The organism is Rhodopirellula sp. P2 (genome assembly GCF_028768465.1).
Classification (GTDB): Bacteria; Planctomycetota; Planctomycetia; order Pirellulales; family Pirellulaceae; genus Rhodopirellula.
In genome coordinates this window covers 4,744,610-4,761,704 of the sequence record NZ_CP118225.1, presented here as the reverse complement: position 1 = coordinate 4,761,704, position 17,095 = coordinate 4,744,610, and the positions used below count along the sequence as shown (strand labels likewise).

Genomic DNA, 17,095 nt, shown 5'->3' with positions numbered 1-17,095 from the left:
GTTACAATTTTCGGGCTGATTCTGTTTTCGGGGGCTTGGGTTGATGAGCGAGCGGTTTTCGGATGCCCCCATTTCACGATTGGTTGGCTTTCAAGTTCATCCCAGCGAGTGCGCTGATGGAGATCCGGACGCGGGCAATGCCACCGTGGACATCCAGTGTGGCCCCCAGCATCACAATCCGATGGGACGAGTGCACGGCGGTTTGGTTTCTGCTCTCGCAGACGCGGCGATGGGAATCGCGTTCGGTCGGACGTTGCTGTCCAGCGAGGACTTTTCGACGATCGAGATGAAGGTCAGCTTCATCCGCCCCATTCGAGAAGGGCGTTTGTCGGCCAAGGCGACGGTCATTCAGCGAGGCTTGCGAATTGGGTTTGTGGAATGCCAAATCACCAACGAAAAGGGAAAGCTGGTTGCGACCGCTTCCTCCACCTGCACGGTGCTGGCGGGAGGATAAGCAGGTCGGCAGGTGTCATCAGGTAGGTGAGCCATTCGGCGTTCGCCACGGTTCCCACGCACAACCGGGGCTAACGGTGGACTGTCAAAAGGTTGGTATTGACACCGCTTCGGACTGCGCAGGTTTCGTTCCTCGACTTCGCCCCAACGGGGCAGCCCTATGCCAGCCCAGGGCAACGCCCTGGGTTGTGGCGGGACCAAGATTACAAAGCCCCAACGGGGGCGGTCCTAGCGGGTTTTGGGGAGTCTTTCTTAGGGCCGCCCCGTTGGGGCTGGTGTCGGAATCTCCGTAACGAAACCCCAGGCGATGCCTGGGGCTATCTTAGAGCTGCCCCGTTGGGGCGTAGGACAGAATGAAAATCAACGTCGCATTTTCCGTGTCAATACCAACCTTTTGACATTCCAGACTAACGTCCAAACGGCTCACTCATTTAGACCCCATTCATTCCTGCGTACCTGTTTGAAACCGAACAAGAAGGGTGCCCCGTGCACCATCTTCAGTCGTCTGTGTTAGACTGTCGCTCCTTGCCTGATTCCTGTGGCCAGCGGAACAAGCGATGTTTTGTTCGTGGCCATGCCTGCCTTTCCATCCCACCTCGCAAACGTCTATGCGAACGCATCTGATTTTGATCGCAGCCTTCGTGTGCGCTGTCGTGCAAGCCCACTCTCACAGTTTCGCTGACGATCAGCCCCACGATAGCCAGCCCAATGTGGTGTGGATCATCGCTGATGACTTGGGCCCGGAGTTGGCCTGTTACGGCTATCCCGAGGTGGAGACGCCCCACTTGGACCGCTTGGCTGCACAAGGACGCCGGTTCGCCAAGGCGTTCAGCACCGCGCCTGTGTGTTCCTCGTCTCGATCGGCATTTCAAACGGGCCGGTACCAGACATCGATCGGGTGCTATCACCACATGACGCGAGACCAAAAGGAGCTTTCGGTTCCAACGGTGATCGATTGGATGAGAGACGCGGGGTACTTCATCTCGCATGGCAACGGGGAAGCCGGCAATCAAAAAGCCAGCAAGTACGGCGTCAACTATCCGTACGATAAAAAGACACATTTCGACGCCTACGATTGGTCCGAGCGAGAGCCTGGGCAGCCGTTTTTCGCGCAGGTTCACATTCACGAACCGCATCGCCAGTTTGTGAAGAGTGATCGCGAGCGTCCGAACGCTCCCATTCCGCCTTACTACCCTGAGCATCCGATCACGCGAGCCGATTGGTCCAACTACTTGGCCACAATCGAGGCGATGGATCAGAAGGTCGGCCAGGTGCTTGATCGCTTGGATTCCGAAGGGGTGAGTGAGAACACATTGGTGATCTTCTTTGGCGACCACGGTCGGCCTCATGTCCGCGGCAAACAATGGTTGTACGACGGTGGTTTGCACACCCCGTTGATTGTTCGTTGGCCCGCCAAACTCGCAAATGCCACGGTGGAGAACGGCATGGCGAGTTTGTTGGATCTCGTGCCAACAACCTTGGAAGCCGCAGGGATCGATGTGCCCGAGCTGCCCGGGAAAAGCTTGTTGGATCAAGACTGGCAGGGGCATGCTCAGCTCTTTGCCGCTCGTGACCGTTGCGGGGACGCCCCCGATCGAATTCGCAGCGTCAGGACGGAGCGATTCAAGTACATCCGAAACTTTCATCCTGAGAAGCCTTACCTGCAGTTGAGCAGCTACAAGAAACTGTCCTATCCGGTTGAGACGTTGATGAAGGTTCTGCACGCCGAGGGACGTTGGGATTCGCTGATGATGGCGGAGACTCGCCCGGAGGAAGAACTGTACGACTTGAAAGCTGATCCGTTTGAGATGAACAATTTGGCGGCTTCACCTGACCATGACGAAACCTTGAAACAACTCCGCGGCGCGGTGGATGATTGGATCCAGCGAACGGGTGATCAAGGCGGAGTGGACGAGAGTTTGACCGTCGACATGGAAGCGTTGATGGCTGAAAAACAGACGTGGTACGAACGCACCATGAAACGCCGTGGCCTCGACCCTGATGTTTCCGATCAGGAGTATTTGAAGTGGTGGGCGATCGAATTGGGAGTGGACTGATTTGGTCACGGTGTTTGAAGCACGTGTCGAGTTTTGCAGCATGAGACAAATGAAGCATTTTGCCGGACGAAGAGGACCTTGCGGCGTTCTGTTGTTGAGTTTGTGCTGCGCCGCGATTTCCCACGCGGAGGATCCAGGTCCAACCGACATTCATCCGTTTGTGATCGGAGTGGAACGATTGGCTCGGTTTGATGAGATCGATCCCATCGCAGCCTCACGATTGCTTGTCACGGAGCTGAGCTGCACCGCTTGCCACCGCTCGGATCGCAACGAGCTGGATCCCAAACGTGGACCCAAATTGAGTGCTGCCGGTTCGCGGCTGAGCATGTCCTGGGTGAAGGAGTTCTTGCACTCGCCTCATCAAACCAAACCTGGCACCACGATGCCCGATGTGTTGGCGGGTTTGGAGGAACCGGAGAGGGCAGAAGCGATCAACGCGTTGGCTGCCTTCATCGGATCGTTGCAAGAACCATTTCCGGTGTTGAAAGCGGGAGGAGCCAATCCGCTGGAGGATGAATTCTGGAACAAGGGCGATGCTGCTCGTGGAATGGAGCTGTATCACCAAGTGGGATGCGTCGCTTGCCATGATTCGGATCCCAAGCAGGAGGTGAACTCCGCTCCCATGTCGGCGGTCGATCGCTTGTTGGACGAACTGGATCCGGAAGAACTGGAGGACATGGGATTGGCAGCGGCTGCTCGGAAGGTGCCCTCCGTCCCGCACGGGAAACTGGCGAAGAAGTACAGCCGTCAATCGCTGACGCACTTCTTGCACAACCCTGAACACGTTCGTCCATCGGGGCGGATGCCAAGTCTGAAGCTGACGCCGAACGAAGCCGCCGACATCGCGGAATATCTGTTTGAGAAGGAAGGCACGGCGGAGGGTTCGACGCAGTCTGAATTCGTTGCCGCTGGTGAGTCCGACCAGCAGTGGGTCGCTCGCGGGAAGCAGTTGTTTGTGCAGCTTGAATGTGCGAATTGCCATGACGTGGGATCGGCTGTCGACGACAAATTCGCGACCGATTGGGATCAGCTTTCATTCGATTCGGCGAAAGCTTGTTGGAAGTCCGAACGCGAATCACGTGTCCAGTTTCACTTGGATGAGTTCCAGAAGACCACGTTTGCCAGTGGGATCCAGGACGAGTCGTTTGCGAACGATGAATCGGCCAATGACCCACACCAGTTGATTCAGCAGCGGTTCCTTGAACTGAACTGTTATGCCTGCCATGAGCGAGAAGAAATCGGTGGCGTGGGCCGATATCGCAAGGCCCATTTTGAATCGACAGCGTTGGCGGACCTGGGCGATGAAGGCCGACTGCCACCGGGGTTAACAGGCGTGGGAGCGAAGCTCACCTCCGCGTGGATGCGAAAGGTGTTGGAGGGGCATCCTGCGACGCGACTGCGTCCGCACATGACCATCCGCATGCCAAAATTCCCCCAGCCAGAAGTGGAGCCCTTGGTCAGAGCGTTGGAAGCAGCCGATCAGGGATCACCACTTTCGGATGCTGACGTGTTTGCTGATCACGTGCCGTTGGCCGAGACGGGAATGCGTCTGACACAAGTCGGCTGCATCCAGTGCCACGTGTTTGATGGCCAAGCCCTTGCGGGAGTGGTTGGCATTGATCTGGGAGGGGTGACGAATCGAATTCGCCCGAGTTGGTTCCGGGAGTTCGTGTTGGATCCAGGTTCGCGGAAACGCGGGACCCGCATGCCATCGTTCTTTCCGGATGGAACGAGTCAATCGCCGAATGTTTTTGGTGGAGACGCCGAGAAACAGATTGCTGCGTTGTGGTCCTACCTCAAACATTCGGATCAAGTTGGCGTTCCACCGAAGATTGCAGAGGCCTTGGCGGCAAACTACGAATTGAAACCGGTGGAAACGCCCTTGATGTTGAGGACGTTCATGCAAGGCGTGGGCACGCACGCGATCGCCGTCGGGTTCCCGGAGGGCGTCCACTTTGCTTTCGACGCAGAAACACCGCGACTGGCGCTCGCGTGGAAGGAAGACTTTGTGGATGCGCGAAGCACATGGTTCGAACGCTTCTCGCCGCCGATCGATCCGCTGGGGATGGACTCGATTGCGATCTCGTCCGACGTGGAGTTTCGATTGCAACCCGCGGTGGAACACGCTGGTTCGGGGAATGCAACGCTCCAGTTCCTGGGCTACCGACTCGATTCGAAACGCGTGCCAACGTTTCGTTATCGCTTGGGCGGTGCAATCATCCTGGATCGCTGTGAAGCGACGATCGAGGGTGCCTTGCGGCGAACGATTCGCTTGGAAGATGGCGAAGTCCAACCGAGCGACCGGATTCAATTTCAGGTTCTAAAGGACTCGTCGATCCAAGTCCTCGATACGCACACGTTGAAGGGAGCATCCGGACGGAAGGTGCGGTCGTCGAAAAGCCGGTTTGATTCGCAGGGCGTGACAAGTGTGGCTTCAAGCGAACAGGTTTGGCTTGATTTAAACCCGAATCAGACGTTGGAGTTTGTCTACCAATGGTGAATCAAAACATGTGCCGAACACGTGCGATGCAACTGGCCGGCTGGGTGATGGGACTGTTGATGTCCGCTCAGGCAGCCGGCTCAGCGGTGGCGGAGGAGGAACAGGACTACTACCGGATCGTTTCGATTGCGACCCCCGCGTCGCAAAGTGATTCTCGCGACCCAAACTGGAAGCCTTCCGACGACGGGATCGCATTGGAGGTCAGCGGAATCGCGGTTCTTAGCCCCTCACGCGTGGCCGTTGCGATTCGGAAGGGCGAGGTCTGGTTGCTTGATGGTGTGGATCAGGTCACGGGCGATAAGGAGGAATCCGGCGTGGTTTCCTACCAGCGTTTCGCCAACGCCTTGCACGAACCGCTGGGGTTGCTGCAACAGGATGATTCCCTGATCACTGTCCAGCGGACCGAGATGACTCGATTGCGTGATCTCGATGGAGACGATGTCGCGGATGAGTACGACACGCTCGCGTCGGGATGGGGCGTCTCGGGCCACTACCACGAGTACGCGTATGGACCCAAGTTGGATGGCGACGGCAACCTTTGGATGACGTTGAACATTGGGATGGGACTGAAGGGCGAACAACTTCAGAAGATCGTTCCCGATGCGCCGTTGGGTTACCGGCAGGCTGCCTGGCGTGGCTGGGGAATGAAGTTGGATCCCGACGGGAAGTTGCATCCGATGTGTGCTGGCATGCGATCGCCTTCGGGGTTGGGGGCCAATGCGAACGGCGACATGTTCTACACCGATCAGCAAGGCAATTGGGTGGCCACGAACTCGCTGAATCACATGCGTCCCGGGGCATTCTTTCACCATCCGGAATCGCTGGCGTCCATGAACCTGGCAGGATCCACGATCCAGGACGTCGAGGAAGTGCCCAATGGACTGGCCTACCCAGAAGCTTTGAAGCGATTTCCGCAAATGCGTCCCCCCGTCGTCTGGTTTCCCTACAAGAAGGCCGGTCAATCCGCGACGGATATCCTGTTGGATCAAAGTGGTGGCAAGTTTGGCCCGTTTGAAAACCAGATGTTCGTTGGAGAATTCACGCAGGCATCGATTCATCGCGTGTTCTTGGAAAAGATCAACGGCGAATATCAGGGCGCCTGCTTTCCCTTTCGTCGCGGGTTTGCGTCGGCGGTGCTGCGAATGGCGCAAGCGGAAGATGGAAGCGTCTACGTGGGGCTGACCAATCGGGGATGGAGCAGTCTAGGAACGTCGTCCTATGGGTTGCAGCGTTTGACGTGGACGGGCAAGACTCCCTTTGAAATTCAAGAGATGCGTGCCCAGCCGGAGGGATTTGAATTGGTGTTCACGCGACCGGTGAACGTCGAATCCGCCTCGGATGTTCAGTCCTACGGAATGGCCAGTCACACGTACCTGTATCAGTCCGGCTACGGCAGCGACGAGGTGTTGAAGCGAGATCTGAAAATTCGCGAAGCGATTGTCTCCGAAGACCGATTGCGAGTTCAGTTGAAGGTGGACGGTTTGCGGGAACTGTTTGTGCACGAACTGGATGCGCATGGCGTGCTGGATGCAAACGGCAAACCACTGCTGCACCGCAAAGCGTTCTACACGCTGAACCACATTCCGCAGGAGTGAGGGTTTGGACTCAAACGAGTTGCCAGAAGGCGACGCCGAAACCGTTGTCGTTCTGCGCCAACGTGCGAAGTTCGCCATCGGAATCGAATTTTCCCTCTTTCAGTGAATAGGGCTGCAGGCTTCCGATTTCATCAGGGTTGTAGGCCGAGATCCCATCGGCACTGAATGACGTGTCCAGTTGGCCGTCCGGCGTCAGCCGAGCAACTCCGTTGAAGTAATGGACCAGATAACGGCCCAAGCCATCGAGGCCGAAGGTCCCGCCCGTGTTATCGAACAACAGCGATCCATCGGTCACGATGGAACTTGGCAGAATGATCCGACCGCCGTCACCAAAGCTGGGGTCGATTTGACCATCGATCGTGAACCGAAGCAGTGCCTGAGTCCCCAGGATGGTGAGCCTTCCTTCATCGTCCAGCACCATCCGTTCAAACCGCTCGCTGTAGGACGAAAATTCTGAAAACTGTTGGTAGGGAATGCTTGCGAAGCCTTCGTCGCCAAACCAGGTTCCCGTGCTGCCGTCTTCGTTCAATTGAATCAGCCACCCGGCACTCGCGTTCGCACTGGATGGGATTCCCCACAAGACCAGGATCGAATCGTCAGGACGCGTGAGGATCTGCGATTGGCCCGCGTAAAAGTCAGGTTCCTGCGGCAACGGGATGTCCGATGCACCGTTGGTTCCGAAACTGTTGTCGGCGGTCCCGTCCGCGTTGTAGCGTGAGATCGTCACGGCATTGCTAATCAGAATGCGGTCTTGGGAATCGATTGTCATTGAGGAAGCGGTCGTGATGCCTCCCAATGACACTGGCACGAATCCACCGTCGCCGAACGAGGAATCCAATTGTCCATCCGATGTCAACCGAACCAATACATTGGAATAGCTGCGGTAGTTTCCGTTGTAGTGGAATACCTGAAGACGGGCGAGCAGCCGATCCTGTGAGTCGACCTCGAGGTCCTTCAATGAGAATTGCGAAGATTCCAGCGAGTCATCATCGAGGAATTCCATTGTGGCTTGAATCAGTTCGACAGGTTCGCCGCGATGGAACGAAGTCAGCGCAGATCCGTTTTCGTCGAACAGTTGGACTTGGACAATCTTTTGATACTGGCCTGATTCGGTCCAAAACGATTCGCTCCATCCAACCGCGGATTGATCCGAAGAGGTGATCTCGTGTTCAACATCAAAAGGAAGATTGGGGCTAATGATGGAAACGCCTGCCTCGGCGATTGAGTCGTCCAACGTGTATCGTTCGCTCGTAAAATCGCTTGCATCGAACTGAAAATGCCCACGTCCTTCGAGACGCTCGGTTTGCCAATTGCCCGACGTGAGTGCACCGTCTCGATAAACGCCTTGGGCGAAGGTCGTTGGATCTTCGGTTTGGTGGACGACACCATCAATCTCGATCCGATCGACGACTAGGTTGTAGTCGATTCCTAGATCAGGTCGGTACAGATCGTTGAGAAACTCAACTCGAACTGAACTCGGTTCCAACTCGGTGTTGAGATAGAACTTGTAAGCCGTCATTTTGGTTGTCAAGCTGATTCGATCGGAACGAAAGGACCCGGCCAACACGTTCATCGTTTCGCCGCCTTCATCGCCGCGAGCATAAACGATGAGTTCCGATCCGCTGGGCGTGCCGTACTGCAAGTACCCATTCGCGTTCAGCACGCTGCCACGTCCTTGGCCGGAGATGACTCCGTCTTCGGGGAGCCAAGTTCCCGTTGAGAAGACGTTCGCCGCGTTGCTGTCGAGAACTTGATCGCCAATGGTCACCGATCCAAGTTGAACATTCCGGTCGATTCCCTGTGCTGGGTCATAGAGGTCGTTCACAAAATGAATCCGCAGTAGGCTGGGATCAATCGTGGTGTAGTCCACGTTGATCTGATAGGTCTCCCATTGGTCGCTAACGCGAAAGTACGAGATCCTTTCTTCGTTGTAGATGACTTCCAGAACTTCTTGGCCAGTGTCGCCGATTGCTTGAACCTGGATTCCAGAAGAGTCCAAGGCAAAGCCGACTTCTTGGCCAGCGTCACCAGCCAGAAGCAACCGTGGTTCCAGTTCCTCCAGAGACCAATCCATCGCCGATGATCGCGAATTCTTTATGGCCGATCGCAAGATGCGGCGTTGTGAGAGGTGGTGCATCCAATCAGGGAGATTCATAAGACTGGCAGAATGTGGAGACAGGGCAGTTTGTTCCGGTGGTCAACAGTGTAGGCATTCGGGCGGGGGGAGTCATGCGGCATCCGTGACGAGAAATTGCCCCGAGACGCTCGCGATGCCGTGACGCATTGCCAATCAATTCCCCAGCCGCGAAAATCTCGCTGTTCAAGGCGAGTTGTCGAGGAAGAAGGCCATTTCAATTCATTGGCGACGAGATGGATTAGACTGTCCGTTGACCAATTGAATTGACGAACCCTCCTGGCACTCCTGACGCGGGCAAAAATTTTGGCCCGAGTCGGAACGCGTTCTCGCATTGCCTTGTTCCCCACCCACTGCGATCCGCCAACCCGTTTGGCCCCGCCACCTGCCTGTTCTCAATGCCTTGTTGCATTGGGAAACGTCCAGCCCCGCTGAGACGATCTGGCATCACGATTCACGCGAGATATCCAATTGCCGCTGCGGCTGATTCCGCAGCAGGGAATGAATCGGCGTTTCGCAACGACTTTCTATCGCTCCGCATCAGCGTACGAAGCGCATGCTACAAAAACTCACAACGAACGAATCGATGTCGCAAAAGTTCCTGATCACGGTCCTTTCCGTCTCCACAACGACATTCTTGCTGGGCGGACTGGCCAGCTACTGGGTTGGGAATCAGCTCTCACCCGCCGCAGATTCCGCTTCCGAGGTTGCGACGGCAACTCCCGCTGCAAAGCGTGGCGGCCCTCAGGCTCAACTCGTTCGCGTTGATTCGATTCAGCGGAAAACCATCACGCCAGTCCGGACCTTGGTCGGTGACCTGATAGCGGTTCGTCGTGCGACGATTGCGACCGAGGTTGCGGGCAAGATCATCGAGTTGCCCGTTGATGAAGGCAGTGCCGTGATCGCTGGCAAGACCCGCTTGGCTCGCGTGGATGACACATGGACCAAACTCGAAGAGGACAAGATCGCGACGCAAATCGCGGAACAGAAGGCGACGTTGGAATTCGAACGAGCCGATCTGCGACGCTACGAAGACATGCTCAAACACAACGCGGTCTCACTCAGCGAAGCCGAGCAGAAACGATCGCTGATCGAAGGTCTCGAAGCGGCGCTCGCTCAGCACAAGGTGATGCTGCGTGAAGCCAACGAGCGCGATTCGCGTCTGGAAATTTTCGCTCCTTTTGACGGGAGCGTCGTGGCGAAGCTTGCGGAGGTCGGTGAATACTTGCCGATCGGCAGTCCGATTGTGGAAATCGTTTCCAGTGGTCGCATCGACGCTCGCATCATGGTGCCAGAGGAATCGCTGGCATTGATCCGTGTGGGCGATTCGCTTGACATGCTGATCGATAGTCTGGGCATTGAACTGCGAGGCGAGGTTGCGTCGATCAACGCACAAGGATCCGTCGGCAGCCGAACCTTCCCGGTTCGAATTGCGATGGACGATCAAGACGGCACACTTCTGCCTGGCATGGGCGTTAGCGCTTTCATCCCCATCCAACGCGAGTCAACGGAACTGCTCGTTCCCCGCGACGCGGTTTTGCGAAAGCCGGACGAATCGACCATTTGGATTCTCGAGCAAGGTGACTCCGCCGCGGGAGATCCCAACGCGGCAACCAGCGGGAAACCGGAGGGTCCCAAAACGAACGGGGCACCCAATTGGACCGCGCATCCCATCCCGGTTCGCGTGCTGTCGCACACTCGAGAATCGTACGCGATCGCGCCGGTCCGAAAAGTCGATCGGCCGCGATTGGAACCCGGGGTGCAAGTCGTGACGGAGGGTCTCGAACGATTGGTTCCCGGTGCACGTGTCAAAGTGGATCCTGACACGTCCGAACTCGCCGCTGTCCCCGGGACCTACCGAACGGGCCAACAAAAGAGTGACCGCGATCGGTAGCAGAACGATCACCGACTCACACCCCGGACAAAACAGCTTCTGAACGATTTCAAGACACACTGCATCATGGATCCCATCAAATTCGCCATCGAGAACCCCGTCAAAGCCGCCGTCGGCGTGATCTTGGTGCTGTTGTTTGGCATCATTGCGTTTGCACAAATTCCAGTGCAGCTGACGCCGGACGTCGATCGCCCTGTGATCACCATTCGGACGCAGTGGGCAGGACGCAGCCCCGAGGAGATCGAAAAGTCGATCATCATTGAACAAGAGGAGAAGCTGAAGTCGGTCCAAGGACTTTGGAAAATGACTTCGGTCGCCAGCCTCGGTTCGGCCATGACGACGCTCGAGTTCAATGTGGGATCGTCGCCCGAGCGAATTCTGCAAGAAGTGTCCAACAAGATCGATGAGGTTCCCGAGTACCCCGAAGACGTGGACCGACCGATCATCGATGTCGCCGATACCGCCGGTGATGACGCGATCGCGTACCTGTTGTTGCAAGCCGAAGACCCCGATTTTGAAGTGGCGACGTTCTACGACTACGCCGATCGGTTCCTCAAGCCCAGCCTGGAACGAATCGAAGGCGTTGCCGAAATTGACTTGAAAGGCGGTCGCCAACACCAAGTCCAAATTCGCTTTGACCCCACCACTTTGGCGCGGCGTGGAATCACGATTTCAGAACTGAATGCCGCGTTGCGGTTGGACAATATCAACGCCTCTGCAGGCGACATGGCCAACAATCGGCAAGACGTTCGGTTTCGAGTTCTCGGCCAATACGATTCGCTGGAACCGCTCCGCAACACGATCATCAAGTACGACGACATGGGCAGCCCCGTGCGTGTCGCGGATATTGCCGATGTGGAGCTCGCCTTGGAAAAGACGACTCACTTTGATCAGTGCAAAGGTCAAACATCGATGACGATTTTCGTCAAGCGAAAGACTGGCAGCAACGTGCTCGACATCATCGAGCAAGTCAAAGTCGTGGTGGACCAAATGAATGCCCCCGACGGTGTTCTACGCAGTTTTAAAAACGACCGTTACGGGTTGCGACTGCGAATGGCGTTCGATGATTCGCACTACATCTACAGTGCGATCAATCTGGTCAAAGAGAACCTGTTGATTGGCGGTGGGCTGGCCGTGCTGGTGTTGCTGCTGTTCCTTCGCAGCATTCGGTCCACGTTGATCGTCGCGGTCTCAATTCCGATCTCAGTCATCGGCACCTTTGTGATCATGTGGTTCGCCGATCGAAACCTGAACGTGATCTCCTTGGCCGGGCTCAGTTTCGCAGTCGGGATGGTGGTCGACAATGCAATTGTTGTGTTGGAAAACATTGATCGCCATCTCAAACAAGGGTCCAGCCCACGACAAGCCGCCTACGATGGCACCAAGGAAGTTTGGGGAGCGATTCTGGCATCGACCCTGACGACGCTCGCCGTGTTCGCGCCCGTGCTGACGATCCAAGACGAAGCCGGCCAATTGTTTTACGACCTGATTCTGGCGATTTGCGCCGCCGTCGGATTGTCGTTCGTTGTGTCGATCACGGTCATCCCGGCCGCCGCGTCGCTGTTTTTGCGTCCCTCGACGGCGACCGGCCCGATCGCACGTTCAGCATCGCAACTGTTCGGCATCGCTCCTGTTTTTCAGCGGCTCGGGAACGGTTGGGCATCGCTGATTCACCTTTTGACCTATCGCAGCATCGCCAGTGCTTGGCTGCGGATTGTTTTGATCACACTCACCATCCTGGTCTCGGTCGTGATCAGCATGATCTTGATGCCGCCAGCGAGTTACCTGCCCAACGGGAACAAGAACTTCACGTTCTGTCGGATGTCGACGCCAGCCGGTTACTCCGTGATGGAGAACTTCTACGTCGGGCAACGGATCGAACAAGCCTTGAAGCCTTTTTGGAGTGCGAAAAGTTCCGAGGAAGCGTCCGCCTATGGCCCGATCACGGACCAACGCTCTGGCAAAGAGTTTCACACGATTCCCGCTTTGAAGGAGTTCTTTTTTGTCGTGGCCCGTGGCAGTGTGTTCATGGTGGGAATCAGTGATGAGCCTGACAATGTGGAACCCATCGCTGCGGTGTTCAACAAAGCCTTTGAGGTGATCCCGGCGAGCAAAGGGGTGACGTCTCAGAAATCAATCTTTGGTCGTGGAGCGGGCAGTTCCAACGCCGTTGACATCGAGATCAGCGGGAACGACTTGGTCCGCCTGAAATCGGCTTGTTCCCACTTGGAACGGGAATTGAAAGTCGCGTTCTCGAAGTTTTCCGTTCGTGCGTCACCGAGCAACTACAACGAGGCCGGACCTGAACGGCAGTTGCAGATCAAACAAGAGGTCGCGAAACGCTTGAACATCAGCGTGAGCGAACTGGCCATGTCCGCTCGTGCGATGATCGATGGATCGTTTGTCGGTGACTTCGATTTCGAAGGCGACAACATCGATCTGTTGCTGATCCGCGACCCGGCAATTGAGATTTCGCCGGACGACGTCCCCGATTTGCCGATCGCGGTTCGCGAGGCCGATGGGGAAGTCGCCATGGTTCCTCTGGGGCAGATCGCCGAGTTTGTTTCGACGGAAGCGTCCCAGGAGATCCGACGTGTTGAACAACAGCGAGCGATCTCGCTGTCGGTCACGCCACCGGAGAACATCGCGTTGGAAGAGGCCCAAGCGACGATTCTCGAAATTGTGGCCGACGCCCGTGCGGAGGGACATCTTGGCAACGACATCTTTGTCACCCTGTCGGGAAACGCCGACCGTCTGTCGGAAGTTCGGGCCTCGTTGATGGGACGCTGGACGGGTTGGAATTGGGATTCCATCGGCAGTGTGGCACTGAGTCGTTTCTTCCTCGCGATGGTGATCACCTATCTGTTGATGACCGCGTTGTTCGAGAACTTTCTGTATCCGCTGGTCATCATGTTCACGGTTCCGTTGGCAACCGTTGGTGGCTTCATCGGTTTGTGGTTCATCCGTCAAAACGATCCGACACAACAGCTCGATGTGCTAACGATGCTGGGGTTTGTGATTCTGGTTGGGGTGGTGGTCAACAATGCGATTTTGATCGTTCACCAAGCCCTCAACAACATGCATGGCCGGCACCACGATGGCGAGGGCGACGCGGAGCCGATGTCGCCACGGGACGCGATTCGCGAATCCGTCCGCACTCGCATGCGGCCGATTTTCATGACGACGTGCACCAGCGTGTTTGGGATGTTGCCGCTGGTCATTGCCCCGGGTTCGGGCAGTGAATTGTATCGCGGGCTGGGCTCCATCGTGGTTGGCGGGTTGCTGTTTTCCACGGTGTTCACGCTGCTCGTGATTCCCTTGTTGTTCAGTCTGGCCCTGGATGCGCGGCGACTGATTTGGAAATCCTAAAATGTGTGCTCGGGGGTTGGCGGAGATGGGGTCTTCAACCACCGGGGACTGACGTCCCCGGCAAAGGCTGTGTCGGCCTTTCAGGCCTGGGGCGTGGGCAGGATATCAACCAGTGTTGGGGAGTGATGGTGAGCCGCTGGGCAGAGTGCTGGGGCAGCCGATGGCCGCTGGATGGGTTGGCGACTTGGACGCGGTGTTGTTCATCCTCTGGCAAGGCCCGGTAGGGCCGGCAGAACCATTGCCGGGGCCGTGAGGCCCCGGTCCATGTTCCTCGCTTGATGGGCAGCCCCGAAAGGGGCGACAGAGAAATCGCCATTATCGATCTCTGTCACCCCTTCGGGGCTTGGTGGAGATGGGGCTTCAACCACCGGGGACTGACGCCCCCGGCAAAGGCTGTGTCGGCCTTTCAGGCCTGAGTGCTGAGGTGAGTAGTGGGTGATTGGAAAGTGTTCCAGGTTGGAATGTTACCAGCCCTTCATGTCTGAAGATCCATGGGAGGTTCGCAACATGCTTGGGCCGAGATGTGTAAGATCAAGACACAGCGATTCGCGATACAAGGTCCGACTGGGCTGGGGAAACCTTTGCCGGGGCCGGACCATTTGCCTTGCGAGATGAGCAGCCCCGAAAGGGACGCTAGAGAAACTCCTTGGAGCAGCCATGTCAACTCATCAGCAGCTTCTCTACCACATTGTGTTCAGTACCAAGCGTCGCAAGCGACTTTTGAATGATTCGATTCGCGAGGATGTGTTCTCCTACATCGCTGGTGTGTGCAAACGGTTGGATGGCTTCCCGTTGGAGGTGGGCGGTTACTACGACCATGCTCACTTGCTCGTTCGGATCCCGGCTCGTGTGGCTGTCTCCGATTTTGTCGGCAAGATTAAATCCAATACGAGCAAACACCTGAACGAAGGAAAAGCTCTTGGAGTTCCTTTCGGGTGGCAGGATGGCTTTGGAGCATTTTCAGTCAGTCCATCCAACAAGGATGCGGTGAGTCGCTACATCGGTGGGCAGATGGAACATCATCGGAAGAGAACCTTTGAAGAGGAGTATTTGCAGTTGTTGTTGAAGCACGAAGTTGAGTTTGATGAGCGATATGTCTTTGACTGATTGCAGGTTTGGCCTGTTTGAAATTCCTCTGTGGTTGGCATTCTCAATTGGGGATCTGGAGAGACTGTCATCTCTGTCGCCCCTTCAGGGCTTGGTGGGTGTTAGGGAGGCAGGGAACCGGGGACTGGCGCCCCCGGCAAAGGCTGTGTCGGCCTTTCAGGCCTGGGGCGTGGACGGGATATCAACCAGTGTTGGGGAGTGATGGTGAGCCGCTGGGCAGAGTGCTGGGGCAGCCGATGGCCGCTGGATGGGTTGGCGACTTGGACGCGGTGTTGTTCATCCTCTGGCTAGGCCCGGTAGGGCCGGCAGAACCATTGCCGGGGCCGTGAGGCCCCGGTGCATGTTCCTCGCTTGATGGGCAGCCCCGAAAGGGGCGACAGAGAAATCGCCATTATCGATCTCTGTCGCCCCTTCAGGGCTTGGCGGGTGTTAGGGGGGGCAGGGAACCGGGGACTGACGCCCCCGGCAAAGGCTGTGTCGGCCTTTCAGGCCTGGGGCGTGGACGGGATATCAACCAGTGTTGGGGAGTGATGGTGAGCCGCTGGGCAGAGTGCTGGGGCAGCCGCTGGCCGCTGGATGGGGTGGCGACTTGGATGCGGTGTTGTTCATCCTTTGGCAAGGCCCGATAGGGCCGGCAGAACCATTGCCGGGGCCGTGAGGCCCCGGTCCATGTTCCTCGCTTGATGAGCAGCCCCGAATGGGGCGACAGAGGAACGTCACGGGCCGTCTGAACCGGGAGCCTTGGTGGCCGCCAATTCTTCGACGAAGCGGACTGCCCACGCGAGACGTCTCAGCGGCCGGGAGTTGCTGGTTTGGTGGGCCAGGATCGCGGGGGTACGCGGATCACTTTCCTTGGTCTGGGGCTTCAAGTGGATTGATTTCAGAACGATGCTGGGTGAGAAATTTGCCGCGACGTCTTCCAGCAGCTTCGACGTGCTGCGATGAAAGACGGCCAAGTGATCGTCAGCACGAACGAACGATCGCCAGCGCTCGCGAAAGTCGTCGACGGAGACAAGCGGTTGCAATTCGTCTGGCGTCAGCCGCAAGCGTTCCATGAACGCTTCGTCGTTCAAGGATTTTGATTGGATCGCACATCGAAAGAACTCGCCCGTGCCCATGCGGACGGCGTTCCAGTACAGCGGTGCGGGCGGTTGGTTGGCCGCGCTCGATCCTTCGCCGGTGTTGCCACGTTCCTGTTCGCCATAGGCGACGACAATTTTGCTGATGTCCTTGGTCAGCACTCGCGGCACGTTGGGGGATCCAGGGCGGCGGGCTTCGTTGTGACGCCAATTGGACTTGGAGACGTTGAGCTGGTCCGAGATCATGCGGTCGAACACATCCACCAAGCGGTCAAATCCAGGTGTGGTGGGCTCGATTGCGGACAAGGCCGCGACGGTGGCTTCCAGCGTCGACAGGGCGTGTTCATTGGGTTCGCGACGGATTCGGTAACGCCCGGGTTCCGAGGGAGCCAGCCGATATCGGGGCAGCGTTTGCAGACGCGGAATGTCGCGAAAGAGCGTCTTGGCGTGATGCCAGGTTCCATCGATCACGACCAGTTGCTCAGGGCGTTCGTCAGGCTCCAGGTCCGAGAGCAGTTTCGCGTTCTCGCCGGGGTACAACAGACCGACGCGATCGCTGAGTTGCATGGTGGCAAACCGCTCCGCCAATTCATGGTTGTAAGCCACCATGACTTGGCACCTTTGCAGCGATTGGCTGACGATCCGGGCGGTGTTGAAGGGGTGGGATCGTTCGCGACGGTGTTGCATGATCAACACCTCGGTCTGGTTGGCAACCTTCGGAATCAGTTTGCAAAAACACAGTGACCGAGGACGAAAGCAGACGTGGCAGCGAGTTGGCGAGTCGGGGGCGACCAGGGATTCGTTCGGATTCAGCGATGGGGTGGCGATCGGAAAACGTCAGGAGCGAGGGAGCGATGGGATGAGCGGGTGCGAATAGTTCTAGAAGAAATCGGGATTGGCGGGTATC

General features: G+C 57.0%; 9 protein-coding genes. 7 read left to right on the top strand and 2 right to left on the bottom strand.

All coding sequences use genetic code 11. The annotated features are described in order from the left end of the window. Positions 1 to 43 precede the first annotated feature (43 nt). The 4 genes from PSR62_RS16875 (at position 44) to PSR62_RS16860 (ending at position 6,605) form a co-directional block, all read left to right on the top strand. A complete protein-coding gene (locus tag PSR62_RS16875) occupies positions 44 to 454 on the top strand; it encodes a PaaI family thioesterase (RefSeq protein WP_274404177.1) in 411 nt (136 codons plus the stop codon). Positions 455 to 1,061: 607 nt separating this feature from the next. Then, positions 1,062 to 2,510 carry a sulfatase family protein gene (locus tag PSR62_RS16870; RefSeq protein ID WP_274404176.1) on the top strand — a complete coding sequence of 483 codons (1,449 nt, stop codon included), beginning with the start codon at positions 1,062 to 1,064 and terminating at the stop codon, positions 2,508 to 2,510. Between the two features lie 49 nt (positions 2,511 to 2,559). Next, positions 2,560 to 5,010, top strand: a complete 2,451-nt coding sequence (locus PSR62_RS16865) for a c-type cytochrome (protein WP_274404175.1) — start codon at positions 2,560 to 2,562, stop codon at positions 5,008 to 5,010. Positions 5,011 to 5,057: 47 nt separating this feature from the next. Further along, positions 5,058 to 6,605, top strand: coding sequence for a DUF7133 domain-containing protein (locus PSR62_RS16860; RefSeq protein ID WP_274408246.1), 1,548 nt, complete (start codon positions 5,058 to 5,060; stop codon positions 6,603 to 6,605). A gap of 10 nt (positions 6,606 to 6,615) precedes the next feature. Here the strand turns inward: PSR62_RS16860 and PSR62_RS16855 are convergent, their stop codons facing one another. Next, positions 6,616 to 8,679, bottom strand: a complete 2,064-nt coding sequence (locus tag PSR62_RS16855; RefSeq protein ID WP_274404174.1) for a carbohydrate-binding domain-containing protein — start codon at positions 8,677 to 8,679, stop codon at positions 6,616 to 6,618. 646 nt (positions 8,680 to 9,325) lie between these two features. On the opposite strand from PSR62_RS16855, the gene PSR62_RS16850 reads away from it, so the two are divergent. The 3 genes from PSR62_RS16850 (at position 9,326) to tnpA (ending at position 15,109) form a co-directional block, all read left to right on the top strand. Next, a complete protein-coding gene (locus tag PSR62_RS16850) occupies positions 9,326 to 10,633 on the top strand; it encodes an efflux RND transporter periplasmic adaptor subunit (protein ID WP_274404173.1) in 1,308 nt (435 codons plus the stop codon). 66 nt (positions 10,634 to 10,699) lie between these two features. After that, the gene (locus PSR62_RS16845; RefSeq protein WP_274404172.1) at positions 10,700 to 14,002 is read left to right on the top strand and encodes an efflux RND transporter permease subunit; all 3,303 of its coding nucleotides are present in this window, start codon (positions 10,700 to 10,702) and stop codon (positions 14,000 to 14,002) included. Positions 14,003 to 14,659: 657 nt separating this feature from the next. Beyond that, positions 14,660 to 15,109, top strand: a complete 450-nt coding sequence (gene tnpA / locus PSR62_RS16840; RefSeq protein WP_274404171.1) for an IS200/IS605 family transposase — start codon at positions 14,660 to 14,662, stop codon at positions 15,107 to 15,109. Between the two features lie 716 nt (positions 15,110 to 15,825). On the opposite strand, the gene PSR62_RS16835 is transcribed toward tnpA, so the two are convergent. Beyond that, entirely contained in the window at positions 15,826 to 17,001 is a 1,176-nt protein-coding gene (locus PSR62_RS16835; RefSeq protein WP_443217438.1) for a tRNA-uridine aminocarboxypropyltransferase, read from the bottom strand. Positions 17,002 to 17,095: the final 94 nt, after the last annotated feature.